This window comes from Pseudoalteromonas sp. MMG005 (assembly GCF_018101015.1).
Lineage (GTDB): Bacteria > Pseudomonadota > Gammaproteobacteria > Enterobacterales > Alteromonadaceae > Pseudoalteromonas > Pseudoalteromonas aurantia.
The window spans coordinates 60,776-78,747 of sequence record NZ_JAGJEK010000003.1 but is presented as its reverse complement, the minus strand read 5'-3'; the positions used below and the strand labels follow the sequence as shown (position 1 = coordinate 78,747).

Below are 17,972 nucleotides of genomic sequence, written 5' to 3'. Positions count from 1 at the left end.
GTCCGCATGGACACTTTTACTACTGTTAAATCCTGTTCACTCAACACAGTAAAACGTGATCTAAATGATAGTGATTAAATATTGCGCATTATGCAGCAATAATGGGGACTAAACCCAATACAAATTATTTTCATGACTTATTTAATTTATTAAAATTAAGAATAGAGTATCCACGTCATCAAAATTCACAACAATCCCGCCCCTACCAAGGAAGCAATCGAAAGCAATTTAAAATTAAATTTTAAATTATTGTTTTAACTTAAAATAAAATCACCCCACCTGAATCCACCTGTTCAAAAAGACGACAAAAATACATCTATCACAGGAACGGTAATGAAAAGCACTATCAAAAAAGTTGCTAAAAAATCACCAAAAAACGAAAATACTCGCCCACAACAGTTAATTTAATGTTAATAAAAATCGTTTAATACGGGTCAATATTTAACATATCTACACACTTCTTTCACATTTATGTTCAATTATGTAACCAAGTAAAGCAAAAAGGATTATGTAGCATGGGAACTTCGAACCCTCTTTTTCCAAAAAGAGACCTTTTACAATGTGAAGCAAATAGCTTGATTGATTTACTCGCATCGGACGCACTAAGTAAGCCTGACCAAGAAGTTTTTCAGTTTATAACTGCGAAGGGTGAGCAATCAGTAAGCTATGATTACAAAACGCTTGCGACGGCCATAAGCCAAATAGCTCACACATTGCTCTCGCTGTCTAAATGTGTGAACTCAGAACAAGATCAAGCACTCATTGTGCTCCCACAAGGTGCTGATTTTGTATCTGCTTTTTACGGATGTATGGCCGCGAAGGTTATTGCAGTCCCTTCTTTCCCACCTAAAAATCAGCTACAAATTGAACGACTCGATTATGCGATTAGTGACTTAGGCAACCCAATCATAATCACTAATAGGGAGATCCTTCCCTTACTGCAAGAACAACTTGTTGATAAACATGTTCGTTGGTTATTGGTCGAGGATTGTACCAATGCGCATGCGCCTGGGTTACATGAGTTCAAAACTGATAATGCCGATATTGCCCTATTGCAATATAGCTCTGGCACCACAGGTAAGCCTAAAGGTGTCATCATTACCAATCAAAACACCCTAGAAAATTCTGAACTTATACGCCAAAGTTTCGGACACGTAGAAGATAAAACTCGAATGATGTTATGGCTTCCTCCCCATCATGATATGGGCCTAGTCGGGGGTGTTATGCAAGGTGTTTATACCGGATACCCAACCTTACTAATGCCAACTGATTTATTTTTACGTAGCCAATTTACTTGGTTGAAGGCAGTCACTGATTTTAAGGCGACCACAACGGGCGCGCCTAATTTTGCATTCGATTTGGCACTCAAAAACATTCGTCCAGCTAGATTAGCCGAGCTTGATTTATCATCGCTTGAGAATCTATTTTGTGGTGCTGAGCCTATAAATTCGCATACCATTACTCAGTTTTTTGATAAATTTGCGCAATGCGGCCTACAAGCCAATGCTTTTTTACCCTGTTACGGTATGGCTGAAGCAACCCTCATGGTAAGCGGGAAACCTCATGGGCACCAATACAAACAACTGTGTGTTGATGAACCATTACTTAAGCGCGGTGTTGTAAAACAAGCATCAGCTGAAGCGAAACACAGTCAATGGTTGGTCAGTAGCGGCACTGTACATCACTCTCTTAATGTTAAGGTAGTTGACCCCATTTCACACTCTGAGGTAGCACAAGGGCAAGTGGGGGAAGTATGGCTACAAGGCAGCAGCATAAGCCCTGGATATTGGCAAGATGAAGCTCGGACCATCGCAAACTTTGGCCTACAACTGGATAACTACGACGAAACATTTCATCGTACAGGAGATCTCGGTTTTTATGATAATGACGAATTATTCATCACTGGCCGCTTAAAAGAAGTCATTATTCTCAGAGGTGCCAATTTCTATCCTCAAGATCTTGAGTATGAGGCATCTCTGGCTTTTCCTGAGTTAAAAAATTGCCGAAGTGCTGCATTTTCGGTCATGCATGAACAGAATGAGCAATTGGTGATGGCCATCGAGGTGCCTCGTAATATTGACAACTTTGAGGCACTAACTACGTCGTTGAACACACGATTAATTGATCGTTTTGGTGTCAAAGCAGACCAAATACTGTTTTTACCCCGCAAAACCATCAAGATCACCTCATCAGGTAAGTTACAACGCATTGCAATTAAGCAGGCGTTTGAGAAGTCTGAGTTGCATACGTATTTCCATTTTAATTTTCAAGAACAACGACATAGTTCTAACCCAAAATCCAGCGCTTCGCACACGCTTAACTTGAAAGATATTGTCAATATTGAACACTGGTTAATTCTCCAAGTTACTGAACTAACGGGTGTTGCAAGTGCACAAATATCACCTAAAGACTCTCTCGCTAATGTCGGACTAGACTCGGTATTGGCCATGGAGATCCTATTTAGATTAGAACAGCAAACCGGCGTTTATTTGGCTCCAGACATACTTTATAGCTGTAATACTCCCTCTTTGCTGGCGAACAAAATACACCAAGTAGCAAATAAAACGACCCCAACGGAGTTAGACTCAACATGTTAAACCCCTCAGTTGAAACTGTGTCAGCAAAGCTATGCCACTTTATCGCCACCAGCTACCTCGATGACGATGAACAAGTTGCCCCTGACACACCAATAATCAAACTAAACATCTTAGATTCAGCGTCTATTTTTGACGTTGTTGAGTTTATACATCGCGAATTTGCATTGCGATTACCGGTTATCGATATTCACCCTGACAATTTTGCGACCGTCGCAGTACTCAGCAAAGTTGTCGAACATCACAGCAATAAGGAGGCCGCACTATGATCCCTAATCAATGGTATGCAATTTCAAGAATCCAAGATGTCAAAAAGAAACCAATCGGGCTAAAACGTCTAAATAAGCTACTCGTATTATATCGCGATACAACAGGCAAGCTCGTCTGCATGGATGATAAATGCCCACATAAAGGCGTTATGCTAAGTCGCGGACAGCAGCATGGTGATGTAATTGCCTGCCCTTACCATGGCTTCCAATTTGACCAAAAAGGTGATTGTGTTCACATGCCTGTATTAGGAAAAAACGGTGACGTTCCTAAAGGAATGTGTGTAAAAACCTATAAAGTAAAAGAAGAGTTCGGACTCATTTGGTTTTGGTATGGTGATCAATTGCCAGAGAATGAGTATCCTGAAGTTCCTATGTTTAAACAGTTCAAAGAATACCAAGGATACTATTCTTTTTACGGTTGGGATGCACCAATCAACTACACTCGCTACGTTGAAAGTGTGTGTGAAATTTATCATATTCCCTTTGTTCACAAAGGGTCTGCAATCAACATTTGGGACCCTAAAGGCGGTAAAGTAGACAACTTTGAGTGCAAAGTAGATGGCACGCTAATAACCAGTGATTTTGTATTACGCCCTGATGATGAACGTACAGCAGAGGAAACTCTCGTCGCTCGTAAGCCTTGGACTCGTGGTTGGAAGTTTGGTATTGATGTCCAAATGCCTAACTTGGTATTGATCAGAAGTGATGTGTTTGATGTTATTTTCATACCGACCCCCATAGACGACAATACCTGCTGGGTCTGTGTTTGTTACCAAGAACCCAAACGTGATTTGCTACTGCCACTCATTAAACCACTGCCGATCCCGTTTTGGCGACCAGTGCGCCCATGGTACATGTGCCGTATCGAACGTTTTGTACAACAGGATAAAGATATGGCTGTGATCTCATATCAAAATCCAAAAGTATCAAGTCCAAAGGCCAATCGTCTGATCCCACTAGATAAAGTAAACGCACATTATATCCGCTTTAGAGAAAAGCTGATCCGTGAAGCAAACGAACAAAAGGCTTTGAAGGAAAAAATTTCCACTAAACCTACAGGTGAGTTTGAGGCGCCTTCCCTTGAACAAATCATTGGCATTGAAGAAATCAACTAAATAAACGGATTTATACATGACACTAAACACCCATTTAGCGGCTGAGATTCAGCCGCTCATACTCGATATCGTTAAAGAGCAAACCTGCTATTCAGAGTCAGACTTAGTGCTCGATCAAGCTATGGAGGAAGGCCTAGGTATCGACTCCATTATATTGGCAAGTATTGTGGATGAAATGCAGCCGCTATTTGCTTTTGAGAACAAACTCAATACAGCAAGCTTTAATACCATTGCCGATCTTATAAATTGTTGTAAAGACGTTGCAATTACAGAAAAAGGACAACAAAAACTTGCCTCACTGGGCATGAATATCAGCGTACAGCCTGTGCTAAAAGATACTAGCCAACTTGTTACTGCTGATACCTCAATCTCCTCTCAAACCATGCGAGATTTCGTGGCGGATGGGAGTCCTGATCTGTTCAATAAAGTAAGAAAGTTCAATGATTTTTATGCATCACATGAAAAAACGGGCGACTTTTGGTACGGCATGCCACTTAGTTCAAAATGTGAGAATCGTGCCATTATTTTTGATGCTTATCAAAATAAAGAACGTGAGTTCTTAATGTTTGCGTCAAATAACTACTTAGGCTTAGCCAATGAACCTCGGGTTGTTAGCGCAATTAGTGATGCTGTAAAGCAATATGGAGCCACTAACACGGGGTGCCGCTTAATTGGCGGTACGAACCACTTACACCTTGAATTAGAAGAGCGCTTGGCCCGCTTTAAAGGCCGTGAAGCCTGTATTGTATTCCCTTCAGGTTACTCTGCTAATTTAGGCACAATTTCAGCATTAATGGGCCCCAAAGACACCATTATCACTGACGTGTATAACCATATGAGTATTCAAGATGGTTGTAAATTGTCTGGTGCTAAAAAGCGAATTTACAAACACAATGACATGGCGTCATTGGAAGAAGTCCTTAAAAACTGTAGTGATACTGACGGTGGTAAGCTCATTGTCGCTGACGGCGTATTTAGCATGCACGGCAACATCGTCAAACTCCCTGAAATGGTCAGGTTAGCGCGCAAATATCAAGCCCGTATTCTCATTGATGATGCTCATTCAACTGGGATATTAGGTGCCACTGGTTCTGGTACAGCTGAACATTTCAACTTAAAACATGAAGTAGACCTTGAACTTGGCACCATGAGTAAAACGCTTGCCGGTATGGGGGGGTTCGTCTGCGGCGATAAAGAGGTTATTGATTATTTGCGTTTTTATGCAAACTCATACGTTTTTGCAGCCACCATTCCTGCCCATGTTGCTGCAGGGTTAATACAGTGCATCGATATCATGGAAACACAACCCCAGAGGCTAGAAAACCTTTGGAGTAATGTCAATTACTTACATAGCGCACTTCGTGAGTGTGGATTTGATACAGGTGATTCAGAAAGTGCCATCATTCCCATCGTTATTGGCGATGAAAAGCGCACAATGGAGCTGGGCCATCATGTTCGACAAATGGGTATGTTTTGCCAAACCGTTGTCTTTCCTGGCGTTGCCGTAGGCGATGCAAGACTCAGGATCAGTGTGCTCTCTCAACATACTAAAGAGGATTTAGATCAAGCAATAGAAATATTAATTAAAGCCGCAAAAGAAGTGGGTTTACCCGGTTTTAATAGCTAAGGAGTAGTGATGAATAACACGTTGTCAAATGCGCTGCATACCGCGCTATTTCATTGGGCTCAATCCCAACCAGAGCAGCCGTTTCTATTGGCTGAACCAATGTGTAGTTACCAACAAGCCGCAAATTATGTTGGCGCCTTGGCAACTGTGCTTCAACCAACCAAACGAACGGCTATTTGGCTTGAGAAGAACAATCACTATGTATTGGCAATATTAGCCTCTTTAACAGCTCGATCTGCTTATGTGCCAATTGACGCAAAGCAGCCTACGGCACGAGTCTCACTCATTTTGGCCGACGCAGAAGTGGATACGCTTATTGTAGACTCTACACACCTAACCCAAGCAATAGCCCTACAAAGTGAATATCCAAATATTCGCATCATTGAAATAAGCAAAACAGGCACATCAACACCTAACATAACCTCTTTTAATTGGTTTAAGCATATTCACACGTCATACAAAAAACCAAAGGTAAGCTTTGATAACAATGACCTAGCAGCAATTTTATTTACTTCTGGCTCAACAGGCCGGCCGAAAGGTGTGAAGTTATCAATCAAGAATTTGTTACATTTTATCAACTGGTGTCAACAATCATTATCGTTATCAAGCACACATCGTTTTTTAAATATCGCCAGTTTCAATTTTGATTTAAGTACCTTTGATCTCTTTATGAGCTTGACTGTTGGCGGCAGTTTATACGTCACATCAGAAGACGTCGTAAAGCAGCCTTTGCTTTTGGCAAATATCTTAAAAGAACAAAAAATCAACGTGATGTATACCGTCCCTTCCCTGCTGAATTTGATGAATAGAATTGCACTTTGGCAACAAGCTCAAGTGCTATCACTCACCCATATTATTTTTGCTGGTGAGGTCATGCCAAAATCCTGTTTACGGACGTTAAATGACAACATTCAACACTGCCGGTTTTTCAACTTTTATGGGCCTACTGAAACAAACGTCTGCCTTGCATACTCCATCACAGATGCAGATATTATCAGCGACGGGGCAATACCCATTGGTACACCCTTTGGCGATAGCCAAGTCCAGTTAGTCGGTGAAGATAACGTAGAAATACCGCAATTAGAAGGTGCAATCGGCGAATTAGTCGTCAGGGGTTCGTGCGTTACCCCTGGTTATTGTAATGAAGGCCAACAAAGTAAAAACCATCAGCAGCACCTTCATAAAACAGGTGATATTGTGCAATTTGCAGCTGGTAAATATTACTTTCTCGGCCGCCGTGATCGCATGATTAAAGTTGCCGGCTTTCGTATTGAACTAGGCGAAATCGAAGCGCGATTGAGCCTGCATGAAAGTATCACAGAAGTCGCAACGCGATACTGTATAGAGTCAGCAAAAATCATTGCGACGTACTCACCAACAAATATGGCAAATAAGCCCAGCACCATTGAACTAAAAGCATACTGTGCAGAACATTTACCTGTGTACATGATCCCACATCGCTTTAAAGCACTCAGTAAGTTACCTAAAAACGCCAATGGAAAGATTGATTACCCACAACTGGCGAAGGTGGAGTGCTCATGACATTAAACAACAACACCGCAATTGCACTGATTGATTGCGCGCACCTTATTGGCTCACCAAAAGATGGTTCTTTGGCCTTGCTAAATGATAAAAAGCAATACGCTAAATTTGCTATTCCGCCAATTTATCGCACAGCAATCAATCGTATGCAGCTACCCCTATTACAACTCAGTAGTACGTTAATTGATACCCATAAAGCGCACATCAATAACGATAGAACAGACGTTATTCTATGCACCCACGCTGGCACTGATAGACAATTAGCGAATCACTATCGGCTCACTGCGAATGCGATGCTCAGGGAGCTAATGCATTTAAGCTGTAATAAGTCAGCATCACAGTTGGCTGATTTGCTACCCACTGAGCTAAACAGCAGCCATGATAAAGTCGGTGAGATGGCAACGACAATGGCAACCCGTATAGCACAGAGCTGCGGATTAAATGGCCGTTCGTTTGCCATAGAAGCGGCCAATAATAGCTTTGCACAAGCTATGGCATTGGCGTTCGATAGCTTACGAACTGAACAAACTGACTCTGTTCTAATTGCAATTGCTAACGACATACCCAACCACTCCAATACGCAGCGCCTTGGTGCGAGTGTGCTGCTTTTGAAGCGTTGTAATAAACCAATAGACAACGCGAGAGGATATCTAGTCAACGCCTTAATGTGTGAAGAAAACCGCATTATCGAGCATGCAAAGACTGAATCATCACAGAGCGTGGTACTGTGCACAATCACAAATGCGCCACTGACTGAACAACTAAAACCCGCGCTTCACACACATAATATTAATTTAGACCTTCGTGCAAATATATTGCCCGATACCGGAATCGTCGGCAGTGCTTTAGTACTTAATAATTGGTTAAAAAAGCCAAACAATCATACCAGAGCTTTATTTTTCGACACAAACGAGGGGCACTCCGCACCGAGCTTTACTATCAGTCGTACTTTTTGCCCAATCGCAGTAAATGAGGCACATGCGGTTGTGCTATGCGACCATCAGATTTGGATGGCTAACCGCTCTGGCGTTACTGAATATTGGCAAGGCCTCACGGATAAAACGGGCGGTATATCATCTTTAATCCATGATACATATGCGTCAGGCTCCTTATATCATGAAAATGGAGCGCAACATGACAGCTACTATTGCAATGCGGCAGCGAAACTTAATACGACACGCCGAGATCAACTTGGGCAACCTTCCCCTAAAGATGTGCTCACCCAAACGCTCAAGCAATGGCCATCTTTAGATATACCAAAACACAGTCGGTCTATGGTTATCACAGCGACTAATTTAGGCCCATATAGTGAACGTCGCAAACTACTGGCGTCGAAATTAAGGGCACTGTGCACGCAATGCTACGAGATCCTCAATGGCAACAATCCAAACAGTTCAGCACTTACGTCTCTCAATGAATGGCAAACACAATTTAATGAAGATGCATTAAGTGAAGACTTTCAAGCCAGTAACTTAAGTAAACAAGTAGCCGCGCACTTTGCATTAAAGGATTGCCAGCACCTTGCGATTGAAGCCGCTTGTGCTGGATCTATTGCCGCATTGGATTGTGCCAAAAATGCCATCGCCAGTGGCAGAATAGACGTTGCAATTGTCGCCGCACTCGAGCTGCCCGTCAATTTACATGACCTCAGTGTATGCTCTAACCAACAAATGCTTTCACGTGACGTTATAGCAACTTTTTGCCAAACTGCTGATGGCTTCACACCCGGTGACGGTTGTGCAATGGTCATGCTAACCACCAATACGCTGGCTCAGAAATACGATTGGCCAATAAAAGCTGAACTTAATGCGATTGGCTCCAGTACGCTCAGTAAATCGATGATAGCGCCTAATACTGAAGGCCAGATTCAGGCAATGCGCCATGCTTTTGCACAAACATTCATAAAACCATCGCATATTGAATTCGTAGAAACACATGGGACAGGCACACCTGTTGGGGATTCAGTCGAAATCAACGCCATTTCATCTATCTATGGCGCCCGTACACACAACCAATTGAAGCTAGGTGCGCTCAAAACACAATTTGGGCATACATTCGCAGTAGCCGGATTAGCAAGCATTATTAAAGTGCTACTGAGCTTTGAACATAATCAAATACCAAGAAATTTAATTCGAGGTGTTCTACACAGCGACTTACAACTTTCTCAGCTTGGCTATGACCCTCTGAACTCAAACCAAGCTTATTCGACGCCCAAAGGAATGCGCCATGCAACGGTCAACGGGTTTGGCACAGGTGGTGTCAACTATCACGTAATTATGAGCGACTTTGCTTAATATTCGCAAAGTATCAAGGAACCAACGATGAACTTTAACTTTACCGAAAAACAACAGCGTGTCGCAGACCAAGCAAAAATGATTGCTCAAACGTTAAATCTTGACGATTTAACGCAACGCGATTTGGCCGGTACATTTTCCAAGCCTTTATTTCGTCAATTGATCAACCAAGGCATTGGCAACTGGTTGCTGCCAATCAGTATGAAAGGCGACAACCTCAATGCCCTTGAGCTGACAGCTGGCATTGAATCATTAGCTGAGCATTGTGAAGACTCTGGATTAGTTTTTGCGCTTTCCGCCCATTTATGTGCCTGTGTCCATCCTATTCGCGCATTTGCGTCCGACCAGCAACAAGCACAGTGGTTACCAAAAATCACCAGTGAAGCATGGCTTGGCACCCACGCAATTACAGAGTCTCAAGCGGGCTCTGATATTTACGCCATGACAACACGTGCCGAGAGATCTACCCAAGGGTTTGTTTTAAATGGGCACAAAGAATACATCACAAATGCACCTGCGGCCGACTTTGTGGTGGTACACCTTCGTACTGAAGATAGAGATAATTACTTTGATTATTCTACTTTTATTTTAGACTCCCATGAATGTGGCGTATCAATTTCAAAAACACCTCATAATAAATCAGGCTTACGCACAACCGCGATGGGCGACATTTATTTCGACAACTGCCTATTACCTGAGTCGGCTCTTATTGGGCGTTTAGGCGCTGGCGCGCCAATTTTCCAGGTCTCTATGGAATGGGAGCGAGTGTGTTTGTTTGCACTTTATCTTGGGCAAATGAAAAGGCAACTACAAAAAACAGCACGTTATATCAGTGAGCGAAACCAATTTGATGCTCCCCTATCCAGCTATCAATCAGTACAACACCAATTATGCGACATGTACCTAAACTACGAGTCTAGTCGGCTGCTTTTATACAAGGCCGCCTGGTCCCTAGATAAAGGCGATGTGTCTGGCGTAGCCAGTAGTTTGGCAAAAATAACCGTGTCTCAGTCCGCGATTAGTAACGGCCAAACTGCCGTCCAGCTACATGGGGCTAAGGGAGTTTTAAGTGGTGATATTGAGCGAATGCTTCGAGATGCCATGCCCAGCGCCATTTTTTCTGGGACCACCAATGTGCTCAAAAACAATATCAGCAGCACGCTCATCAAGCGCTTAAAAGCTCAGTGGATTTAGGAAAACAACATATGCAAATTCGATTAGGACAAGAAGTATTAAGCCGAGAAGACCTGCTAGATAGTGCTGGGTTATTAGTAGAGTTTACACAAGCTAAAGGAGATATGCTCACGTGGAAAAAAGATGACCAACAACATCAAGTATTAGATTTAGTAGGAGGCTTTGGCAGTACGTTATTAGGCCACAATCACCCTGAATTAGTACAAACAATGCAACAATTGCTTAGTGCTGAACGGCCAATGTGGGTGCAAGGTGCACAGCGTCCAATGGCTCGTCAGTTGCGTGCTGTTTTGGCTGATAAACTCTACAGCGAAACACAAAAGCAATATCAAATTATATTACTAAATACAGGAACAGAGGCTGTAGAAGCGGCCTTGAAGCATGCACAATATGAATACTTTCAACGGCTCAGTAACGCACAAAAAGACTGTGCAGAGAACTGGCGAACGCTACTCGTTCGACTATCAAGTAATCATACACTACTCAATCGCGACTTTTTCACTGAATGCGAACAGTTACTTGAGCAGGAGCCTATTGAAACGCTGGATGAGCTTAAATCTGCTATTGAATATAGAAACCAAATTGCATTTAATTTGCCTAGTAAAGTGGCGGCCTTTAAGGGTGCGTTTCACGGGAAAACCCGAGGGAGCCTAGCAACAACGTATAATCGCGATGCGCGCTTGCCTTTTATATCAAACAATACTGATACCACTTTTATTGACGATACCAACGCGTTTATTGAAAAGTTAAATACATGGCAAAGCCACTATTGGTATATTGACTTCTCACCTGTGCGTCTCGTGAAAAAACCAATAAATCAACTGGCGGCGTTAATTTATGAGCCCATCCAAGGAGAAGGTGGTGTCGTGCCACTATCCTCAGCACATATCTCATTATTGCAAAATATTCAAACTCACTACCCAGACACCGCCATTATTGCCGATGAGATTCAATGTGGGTTGGGCCGCACTGGTTCATTTTTGGAAAGCTCGAGATTAAACACTCCAAATGACTACATAACCTTGGCGAAATCTTTAGGGGGTGGATTGTGCAAAATATCGGCGATGGCCATCGAAAAGAGTCGTTATCATAAAGAGTTCAGTATGCTACACAGTACCACATTTTCTGATGATGACCTGAGTAGCGCCGTCGCAATAAAAACATTAGCACTGATTGACCGAGATGATATTGAACACAACGCGGAACGTATTGGTGACGCATTTTTAAGTGCATTTTCAACGCTTGCGAAGGAATATCCCGATATGATCGCACATGTTCGGGGCAGTGGGTGTATGTTGGGAATAGAGCTGGCGTCACAAGCTAATCACCCCAGTGCCACTATCGCTAATTTAGACAGTGAAAATGTGCTCTCCATGACCTTAGCGGGTTATTTACTACATAAACACCACATTCGCGTATTACCATCTTTAGGTAAACGTAAAGTACTGAGAATGCAGCCTTCAGGTTACTTCTGTCTTACCCAAATCCCTAACGTGGTTAGCGCATTTCGAACCGCTTTTGACTTAATTCGCAGCCATCAAATTGCCCCTTTGTTGGCCCATTTAATTCACAGCGACGTAGCCGTTACTCCTTGCAATAAAATCATGAATCATCCACAGCGTAATGAACCCATCAGCGCAGGAATTGATAAAGTCGCTTTTATTAGTCACCTAATTGATCTCAATAGCCTTAACGAAATTGACCCCGGTTGGGAGGTATTCGATGAATATGAGCAAGAAGAGCTCAATCAACATATTCTACCCGTCACCATTCCTAGTATATTAGCTAGAAGACGCGTCACCTCGAATACCGGAAAGCAAATTGAACTGGTATTATTCGGTATTCAGATGGATGCTGAAAGTATTGAAGCCGATAGGCGCTTCAATCAAGCTAAAGTCATTCGTAGCCAAGTCCATGAAGCCTACAGATTAGCGCGTGAAGAAGGATGTAAACTGGTTGGGTTTGGTGGCTATACCTCAATTGTTACCAACAACTGCTGCGACTTTACGTTCAATACACCTGCTGCAACATCAGGCAATGCCCTTACCGTCGCCGCCAGTATCAATACTGTTTTAAGTAGTGCAGTACGTCATGGTATTGATTTAGAACATGCGTCAATCGCAATATGTGGCGCTGCAGGCAATATTGGTCAAGTACACAGTGCTATTCTAGCGAAATATTGCCAATCTCTGTTACTAATAACACGCTCAGGCAGTGCAAATAACATTAACAAAACCCTCAATATTATTTGCGAAAATCTCTACTTAGCTGTAGATACGCAGCAAGAAGGAGGGAGATTACTAAAAGCATGTCGAGACTGGTTATCACCTCGTTTAGGCAATGAGACACCGAGCAGCTTGATCAAAGCATTACAACGTATGCTGCTCGCGCGTCAGCTGATCACTGTTAGTGAGCAATTTGAAACGTGTCAAACGGCCGATGTCATTGTCAGTAATACCAGTAGTCCAGCGGCAGTTTTCACCCCTGCCTATATTGCTCAACATAAGCCAGTATTAATAAGTGATGTCGCAGTACCAAAAGATGTACCTGAAGACATTATATTGACCCGCCCCAATGTTAAATTGATCCGTGGCGGAGTCGTTAATTTACCTAATAATCCTCATTTCACTTTGCCTGGCATGTTGCTGCCATCAGGCCAAGTATATGCTTGTTGCGGCGAAACAATGCTGCTTGGTTTAGCCGGTATATTTAGCCATTTCAGCATGGGCGCCCTGACCTGCTCGCAGGTAGAACAAGTGCAAGCTTTAGCGGCTATTCATGGCTTTGAACTCGATCAGGAGAAACCGCAAAATGACACCTTGCAAGCCGCTAGCTGATCTTGTTGCACAATGTGTGGAGTTGGCAAAACTCGTGCCCTCTTCACATAATTGTCAGCCTTGGGAGGTTCAATGGTACGCGCAAAGTGTACCATTTGATGGCTGCCTTCAAATTGGCTTTAACCGTGAGAACATGATTAATGCACTTCCTGCGTTACAGAACGAAATGTGGATGAGTTTGGCAGGCTTTAGTACGGTATTAATCAATTTGCTAGAGTCATTGGGGGCTAAGTGTGTGATATCGAGCCCAATAGTGCAAGGCGTTCATATTTCAGCCTGTGAACACAGCTATCTCTTAGAAGTACATTTGAGCTATCACCCGACACAGCCTGATTTAGCCAAATTTCACCACATAAAGTCATTATTAGAACAACGACATACCCACAGAGGCGCACTACGTGGTTGTGCAAAATTAATGCCTCAGAAGCACATATTAACGACCGAGCTTTGGCATAACCCGAACATTAGGTGGTTAAGCTTAGATACTCGCAAACACCAACAAACAGCTGAGCTTGTTAGCCAATTTGCCAGTCAAGATTTCAAACATGCCAATGCATGGAAAGAGACATATCGATTTATCGACTTCTCAAAGACACCGAATAGCGACCGAGGCTTCAATATTCAACAATTGATGGGACCAATGTCATTATTTAAGCGGCGCTTTCATCAAGTATTGCTCAACCCTATCACAATGACGCTATTAGCAAAGTTTGGACTTGCTGAGCATATGGCAAAAACACTGGGGGAGCTAACAGCACACAGTACACAAATTATTTGCCTATACCAAAATGCGCAACAGTCAACTTATGATTGGCTCTGTGCCGGACAAAAAATGATTGAAATGTGGTTACAAGCGACCGCGCAAGGGTTAGCAGTCCACCCACTGAGTGTACTTCTGCAACACCCAGATGCGAAAGCAGCACTGCATCACAATTTAGGTCCGCAATACTTCCCTTTGTTTATTGCCAGAGTGGGCACCAGTGAAGCTAATCCCGGATTTACGTCTCAATTTAGATATCGCACATCATTGTCGCGCATATTAAAACAACACTAAAAGGATCATTATGAAACAACTCATTTTTTTCTTGATGTGCTTTGCCTCTTTTGGCAGTAAAGCACAAACAGATTTACCGTTAGGTCTTTGGATAGACAATGCTGAACGTATTTTACGCGCTCAAACCTCTGCATCTGTTCTGAAAATGAATATTAATAAGGCCGAATACCAGCGTGATTTTACGTTATTGGTGCTTACTGACGATAGAAACGATACCCAAAAAGTGATGGTTCGCATGCTCGGGCCAGCATTATGGCGAGGCAATATGACGCTTAAAATCGACGACCGTATTTCATTTTTTGAACCTCGAAATAAACGCACGACAATTATGAGTAGTTCAATGTTGGCATCGAGTTGGATGGGCAGCCATTTTAGTAATGACGATCTGATGCGCGAAACTGATTTAGCAAGGCACTACAGCTATGAAGCAAAAGAAGCATGGCAAAAAGACGCTCGTAACTACCACCTAATTGAACTCACTCCACAGCCATCGGCGCCCGTTGTGTGGGCAAAGGTGCTATACAGACTATATATCGACAATGACCGTGTTTTTCCTGAACAAGTGACCTATTACCGACGAAAAGAGGACAAGCATCCAGAACGCACATTGACCTATTCAGAAGTAAAAAATATGGATGGCATGTTGGTACCCACCGTGATGGAAATGCGAGTCAGTGATAAACCTCAAGAGTTCACCCGTATGCACTATCAAAAAATTAAATTTAACACTGACCTCGCTGCAAGTAAGTTTTCAGAACAAGCATTTTTATAAGGGCAAAACATGAGACTATTTATAAAACTCGCTTGGCGAAATCTACTACGGAACCGCAAACGTAGTATAGTGACCGCATTGGGGATCACTTTAGGTATTGGCTTTTGTATCACCACTTTAGCCATCATGGATGGATTAAGTCATGATTTAGTCACAGGGACTACCGCTGGACAGGTCGGACATCTACAAATCCACCAGCAGGACTATTTAGCAAAACGCCAATTACAGCAAACCATTTCTCACGATACCGAGCTGCTCAACGTCTTGCGCGCCCGTAAAGATATTTCTGCCGTCGCGGCGAGATTATATAGTTTTGGCTATCTCAGTAAAAATGATAAATCTGTGGGTGTTAGTTTGTTCGGTGTTGAACCTCAGCACGAGCGTTTAGTCACAACATTGGCACAACAAATGGTCAGCGGTGAATTTTTAAGCAAACCGACTCCTTGGCCATTAAGTCGTACATTGACCGATGCACAACTACGCTTAGATGAACAATTAACTGCACAAGCTGTCGCTGCCGCATTTGCTGAATTAGATGGCTTATCTTCGAATACCTCATCAACTCAACAACACACCAATCAACTGATTGACACACTCGCACCGTTACCGGATGTGCCACCAAAGGTTATTTTAGGTGTGAAATTGGCAAGAAATTTACAAGCCAATATAGGGGATGTTGTTACGTTATTGTATGAAACATCAATGGGAGCCCAACAATCGTTACAGCTAGAAGTAGCTGGTACCAGTCGTCAGGGTACTGATCTTATAGATCGAACTCGAATTATATTTCATTTAAATGACCTACAAAAACTGTTGCAGCTGCCCAAACAAAGTCATGAAATTGCCATCAAAACATATGACTTAACCACAGTGGCACGTACACAGAATGCCCTCACTCCGGTTATTGCAGAGCATAAGCAACCATTAACCGTACAAACTTGGTCACAGTTACGCCCAGATATACTGGCCTTGATCCAGTCAAATCAAGCGCTCATGGGCACGTTGGTGTTTATCATTTTCTTAATCGCTGGCGTCGGAGTAATGAATGCAATGCTGGTCAGTGTGATGGAACGCAAAAAAGAACTGTGCCTGCTCAAAGCGCTTGGTCTAAAAGGCAGTAATGTTGTGTGGGTGGTGACAATAGAAACCTTACTACTTACGCTTATCGCATCAATGGCTGGGCTTATCATGGGAATTACGCTGGGTAGCTATTTACAGCAGTATGGTTGGGATATTAGCCAATTTGGTGAATTTAGCTTGGCGGGTGTGGGTATGACCACCGCACTTAAAGCAAAATTAACATTAGATAACTTATTCACTCCTGTATTTGTCATGTTCATCATCGCATTGCTCGCCGCGCTATACCCTGCTTTGTCTGCCGCAAAATTAATACCAGCACAAGGAATGAGAAGCTCATGATACATAAGCTCGCATTACGAAACTTACTTAGAAATAAACGCCGTTCATGCTTAACGTCGGTTATCATTGTTTTTGCTTTTAGCATGATGGTTTTATTTATGGGCCTCTCTGATGGAGGCCATAAGGCCATGATTGATATTGGCGTACGCATGGGCTTAGGGCATATCATCGTGCAGCATAAATCCTTTAGTGATGACCCATCATTACAGCATTTAATCGTTCAACCAAACCAGTTAATTCAACAAATACGGCAAAATAAACCAGAGTTGACTGCCGTTTCACGATTACGCGTCGATGCACTCATTCAAGCTGGCCGCCATGGTGTTGCATTAACCATTTCTGGTGTAGAGCCTGCCAAAGAAGTCAAAATGTCAGCCATTGCCGACCAAAGAGCCATCACTAAAGGGAAAACGCTCGCTGAGTTCCCCCAAAGTAAAACGTTCCACCACCTTGATGGCATTGTCATAGGCGAAACCTTGGCTAATAACTTGGAAGTACGTGTTGGAGATACAATCACAATCACAGCTAAACCAGCCAGTGGCGCCGATTTATCCCGCGCAGCATTTGTGGTAGCCGGTATTTTCAAAACCGGCTTACATGAGCTCGATACATTCTGGGCTGAGGTCCCGCTACACACTTTGCAAACACTGTTAGGGGTACCAGATCAAGTCAGTCAAATTAGTCTATACAGTCTAGAAACACCTGAAAGCTTAGCCCACACCACCACGCAACTTCAAACGTCATTCAACCATGTGAACATATCACCATGGCAAACTGCCGCTCCCGAACTCTATTCGGCCGTCACGCTCGATGCTGCTGGTATGTACCTACTGATGCTTATCGTCTATGTCGTAGTCGCGGTTGGTATCTTGAATACGGTGTTGATGTCGACTTTTAAACGGAAAAAAGAATTCACAATGATGATAGCACTTGGTTCAAGGCCCAGTACCGTATCAAAAATTGTGCTACTAGAAGCGGTTTATCTCAGTGCTTTTTCTCTCACGCTTGGCCTTGCTTTAGGTTTGTGGGGACATCACCACTTTGCAACGCAAGGTCTAGACTTTAAAGAGGTTTTTGGCACTGCAATGGAAGCAGGTGGGGTATTATTACCTGACAAATTTTACTCAATATTAGACGCAAGCAAACTATCACTTAGCGTTCTATTTGTTTTTCTACTTACTCTTGTTGTTACTTTGATCCCTGCGATCCGTGCAGGTCACCGTTCACCGCTTGCTGCAACCCAAGATGCCTAAAG

General features: G+C 42.9%; 12 protein-coding genes. All 12 read left to right on the top strand.

Annotated elements, in window-relative coordinates; translation table 11 throughout:
• Positions 1 to 515 precede the first annotated feature (515 nt).
• The 12 genes from J8M01_RS03820 to J8M01_RS03765 are packed head-to-tail and all read left to right on the top strand — an operon-like array spanning position 516 to position 17,970.
• Positions 516 to 2,597: an AMP-binding protein gene (locus tag J8M01_RS03820; RefSeq protein ID WP_211057073.1), complete on the top strand. Its 2,082-nt coding sequence runs from the start codon at positions 516 to 518 to the stop codon at positions 2,595 to 2,597.
• A complete protein-coding gene (locus tag J8M01_RS03815; RefSeq protein WP_192509910.1) occupies positions 2,591 to 2,863 on the top strand; it encodes an acyl carrier protein in 273 nt (90 codons plus the stop codon). Before J8M01_RS03820 ends, J8M01_RS03815 begins: the two co-directional genes overlap by 7 nt.
• The gene (locus J8M01_RS03810; RefSeq protein ID WP_192509909.1) at positions 2,860 to 3,978 is read left to right on the top strand and encodes a Rieske 2Fe-2S domain-containing protein; all 1,119 of its coding nucleotides are present in this window, start codon (positions 2,860 to 2,862) and stop codon (positions 3,976 to 3,978) included. The genes J8M01_RS03815 and J8M01_RS03810 overlap by 4 nt, the downstream gene beginning before the upstream one ends.
• A 16-nt stretch (positions 3,979 to 3,994) precedes the next feature.
• Complete coding sequence (locus tag J8M01_RS03805) at positions 3,995 to 5,605, top strand: aminotransferase class I/II-fold pyridoxal phosphate-dependent enzyme (protein ID WP_211057072.1); 1,611 nt, start codon at positions 3,995 to 3,997, stop codon at positions 5,603 to 5,605.
• Between the two features lie 9 nt (positions 5,606 to 5,614).
• Entirely contained in the window at positions 5,615 to 7,147 is a 1,533-nt protein-coding gene (locus tag J8M01_RS03800; protein ID WP_211057071.1) for an AMP-binding protein, read from the top strand.
• Positions 7,144 to 9,441, top strand: a complete 2,298-nt coding sequence (locus J8M01_RS03795) for a polyketide synthase (protein WP_211057070.1) — start codon at positions 7,144 to 7,146, stop codon at positions 9,439 to 9,441. Before J8M01_RS03800 ends, J8M01_RS03795 begins: the two co-directional genes overlap by 4 nt.
• A 27-nt stretch (positions 9,442 to 9,468) precedes the next feature.
• Positions 9,469 to 10,635 (top strand): acyl-CoA dehydrogenase family protein, encoded by a 1,167-nt coding sequence (locus J8M01_RS03790; protein ID WP_211057069.1) that lies wholly within the window; start codon positions 9,469 to 9,471, stop codon positions 10,633 to 10,635.
• Positions 10,636 to 10,646: 11 nt separating this feature from the next.
• Entirely contained in the window at positions 10,647 to 13,472 is a 2,826-nt protein-coding gene (locus J8M01_RS03785) for an aminotransferase class III-fold pyridoxal phosphate-dependent enzyme (RefSeq protein WP_211057068.1), read from the top strand.
• Positions 13,447 to 14,526 carry a nitroreductase gene (locus tag J8M01_RS03780; protein WP_211057067.1) on the top strand — a complete coding sequence of 360 codons (1,080 nt, stop codon included), beginning with the start codon at positions 13,447 to 13,449 and terminating at the stop codon, positions 14,524 to 14,526. The genes J8M01_RS03785 and J8M01_RS03780 overlap by 26 nt, the downstream gene beginning before the upstream one ends.
• A 10-nt stretch (positions 14,527 to 14,536) precedes the next feature.
• The gene (locus tag J8M01_RS03775; protein WP_192509902.1) at positions 14,537 to 15,298 is read left to right on the top strand and encodes an outer membrane lipoprotein-sorting protein; all 762 of its coding nucleotides are present in this window, start codon (positions 14,537 to 14,539) and stop codon (positions 15,296 to 15,298) included.
• 9 nt (positions 15,299 to 15,307) lie between these two features.
• Complete coding sequence (locus tag J8M01_RS03770; RefSeq protein ID WP_211057066.1) at positions 15,308 to 16,717, top strand: ABC transporter permease; 1,410 nt, start codon at positions 15,308 to 15,310, stop codon at positions 16,715 to 16,717.
• A complete protein-coding gene (locus J8M01_RS03765) occupies positions 16,714 to 17,970 on the top strand; it encodes an FtsX-like permease family protein (protein ID WP_211057065.1) in 1,257 nt (418 codons plus the stop codon). The genes J8M01_RS03770 and J8M01_RS03765 overlap by 4 nt, the downstream gene beginning before the upstream one ends.
• Positions 17,971 to 17,972 lie beyond the last annotated feature (2 nt).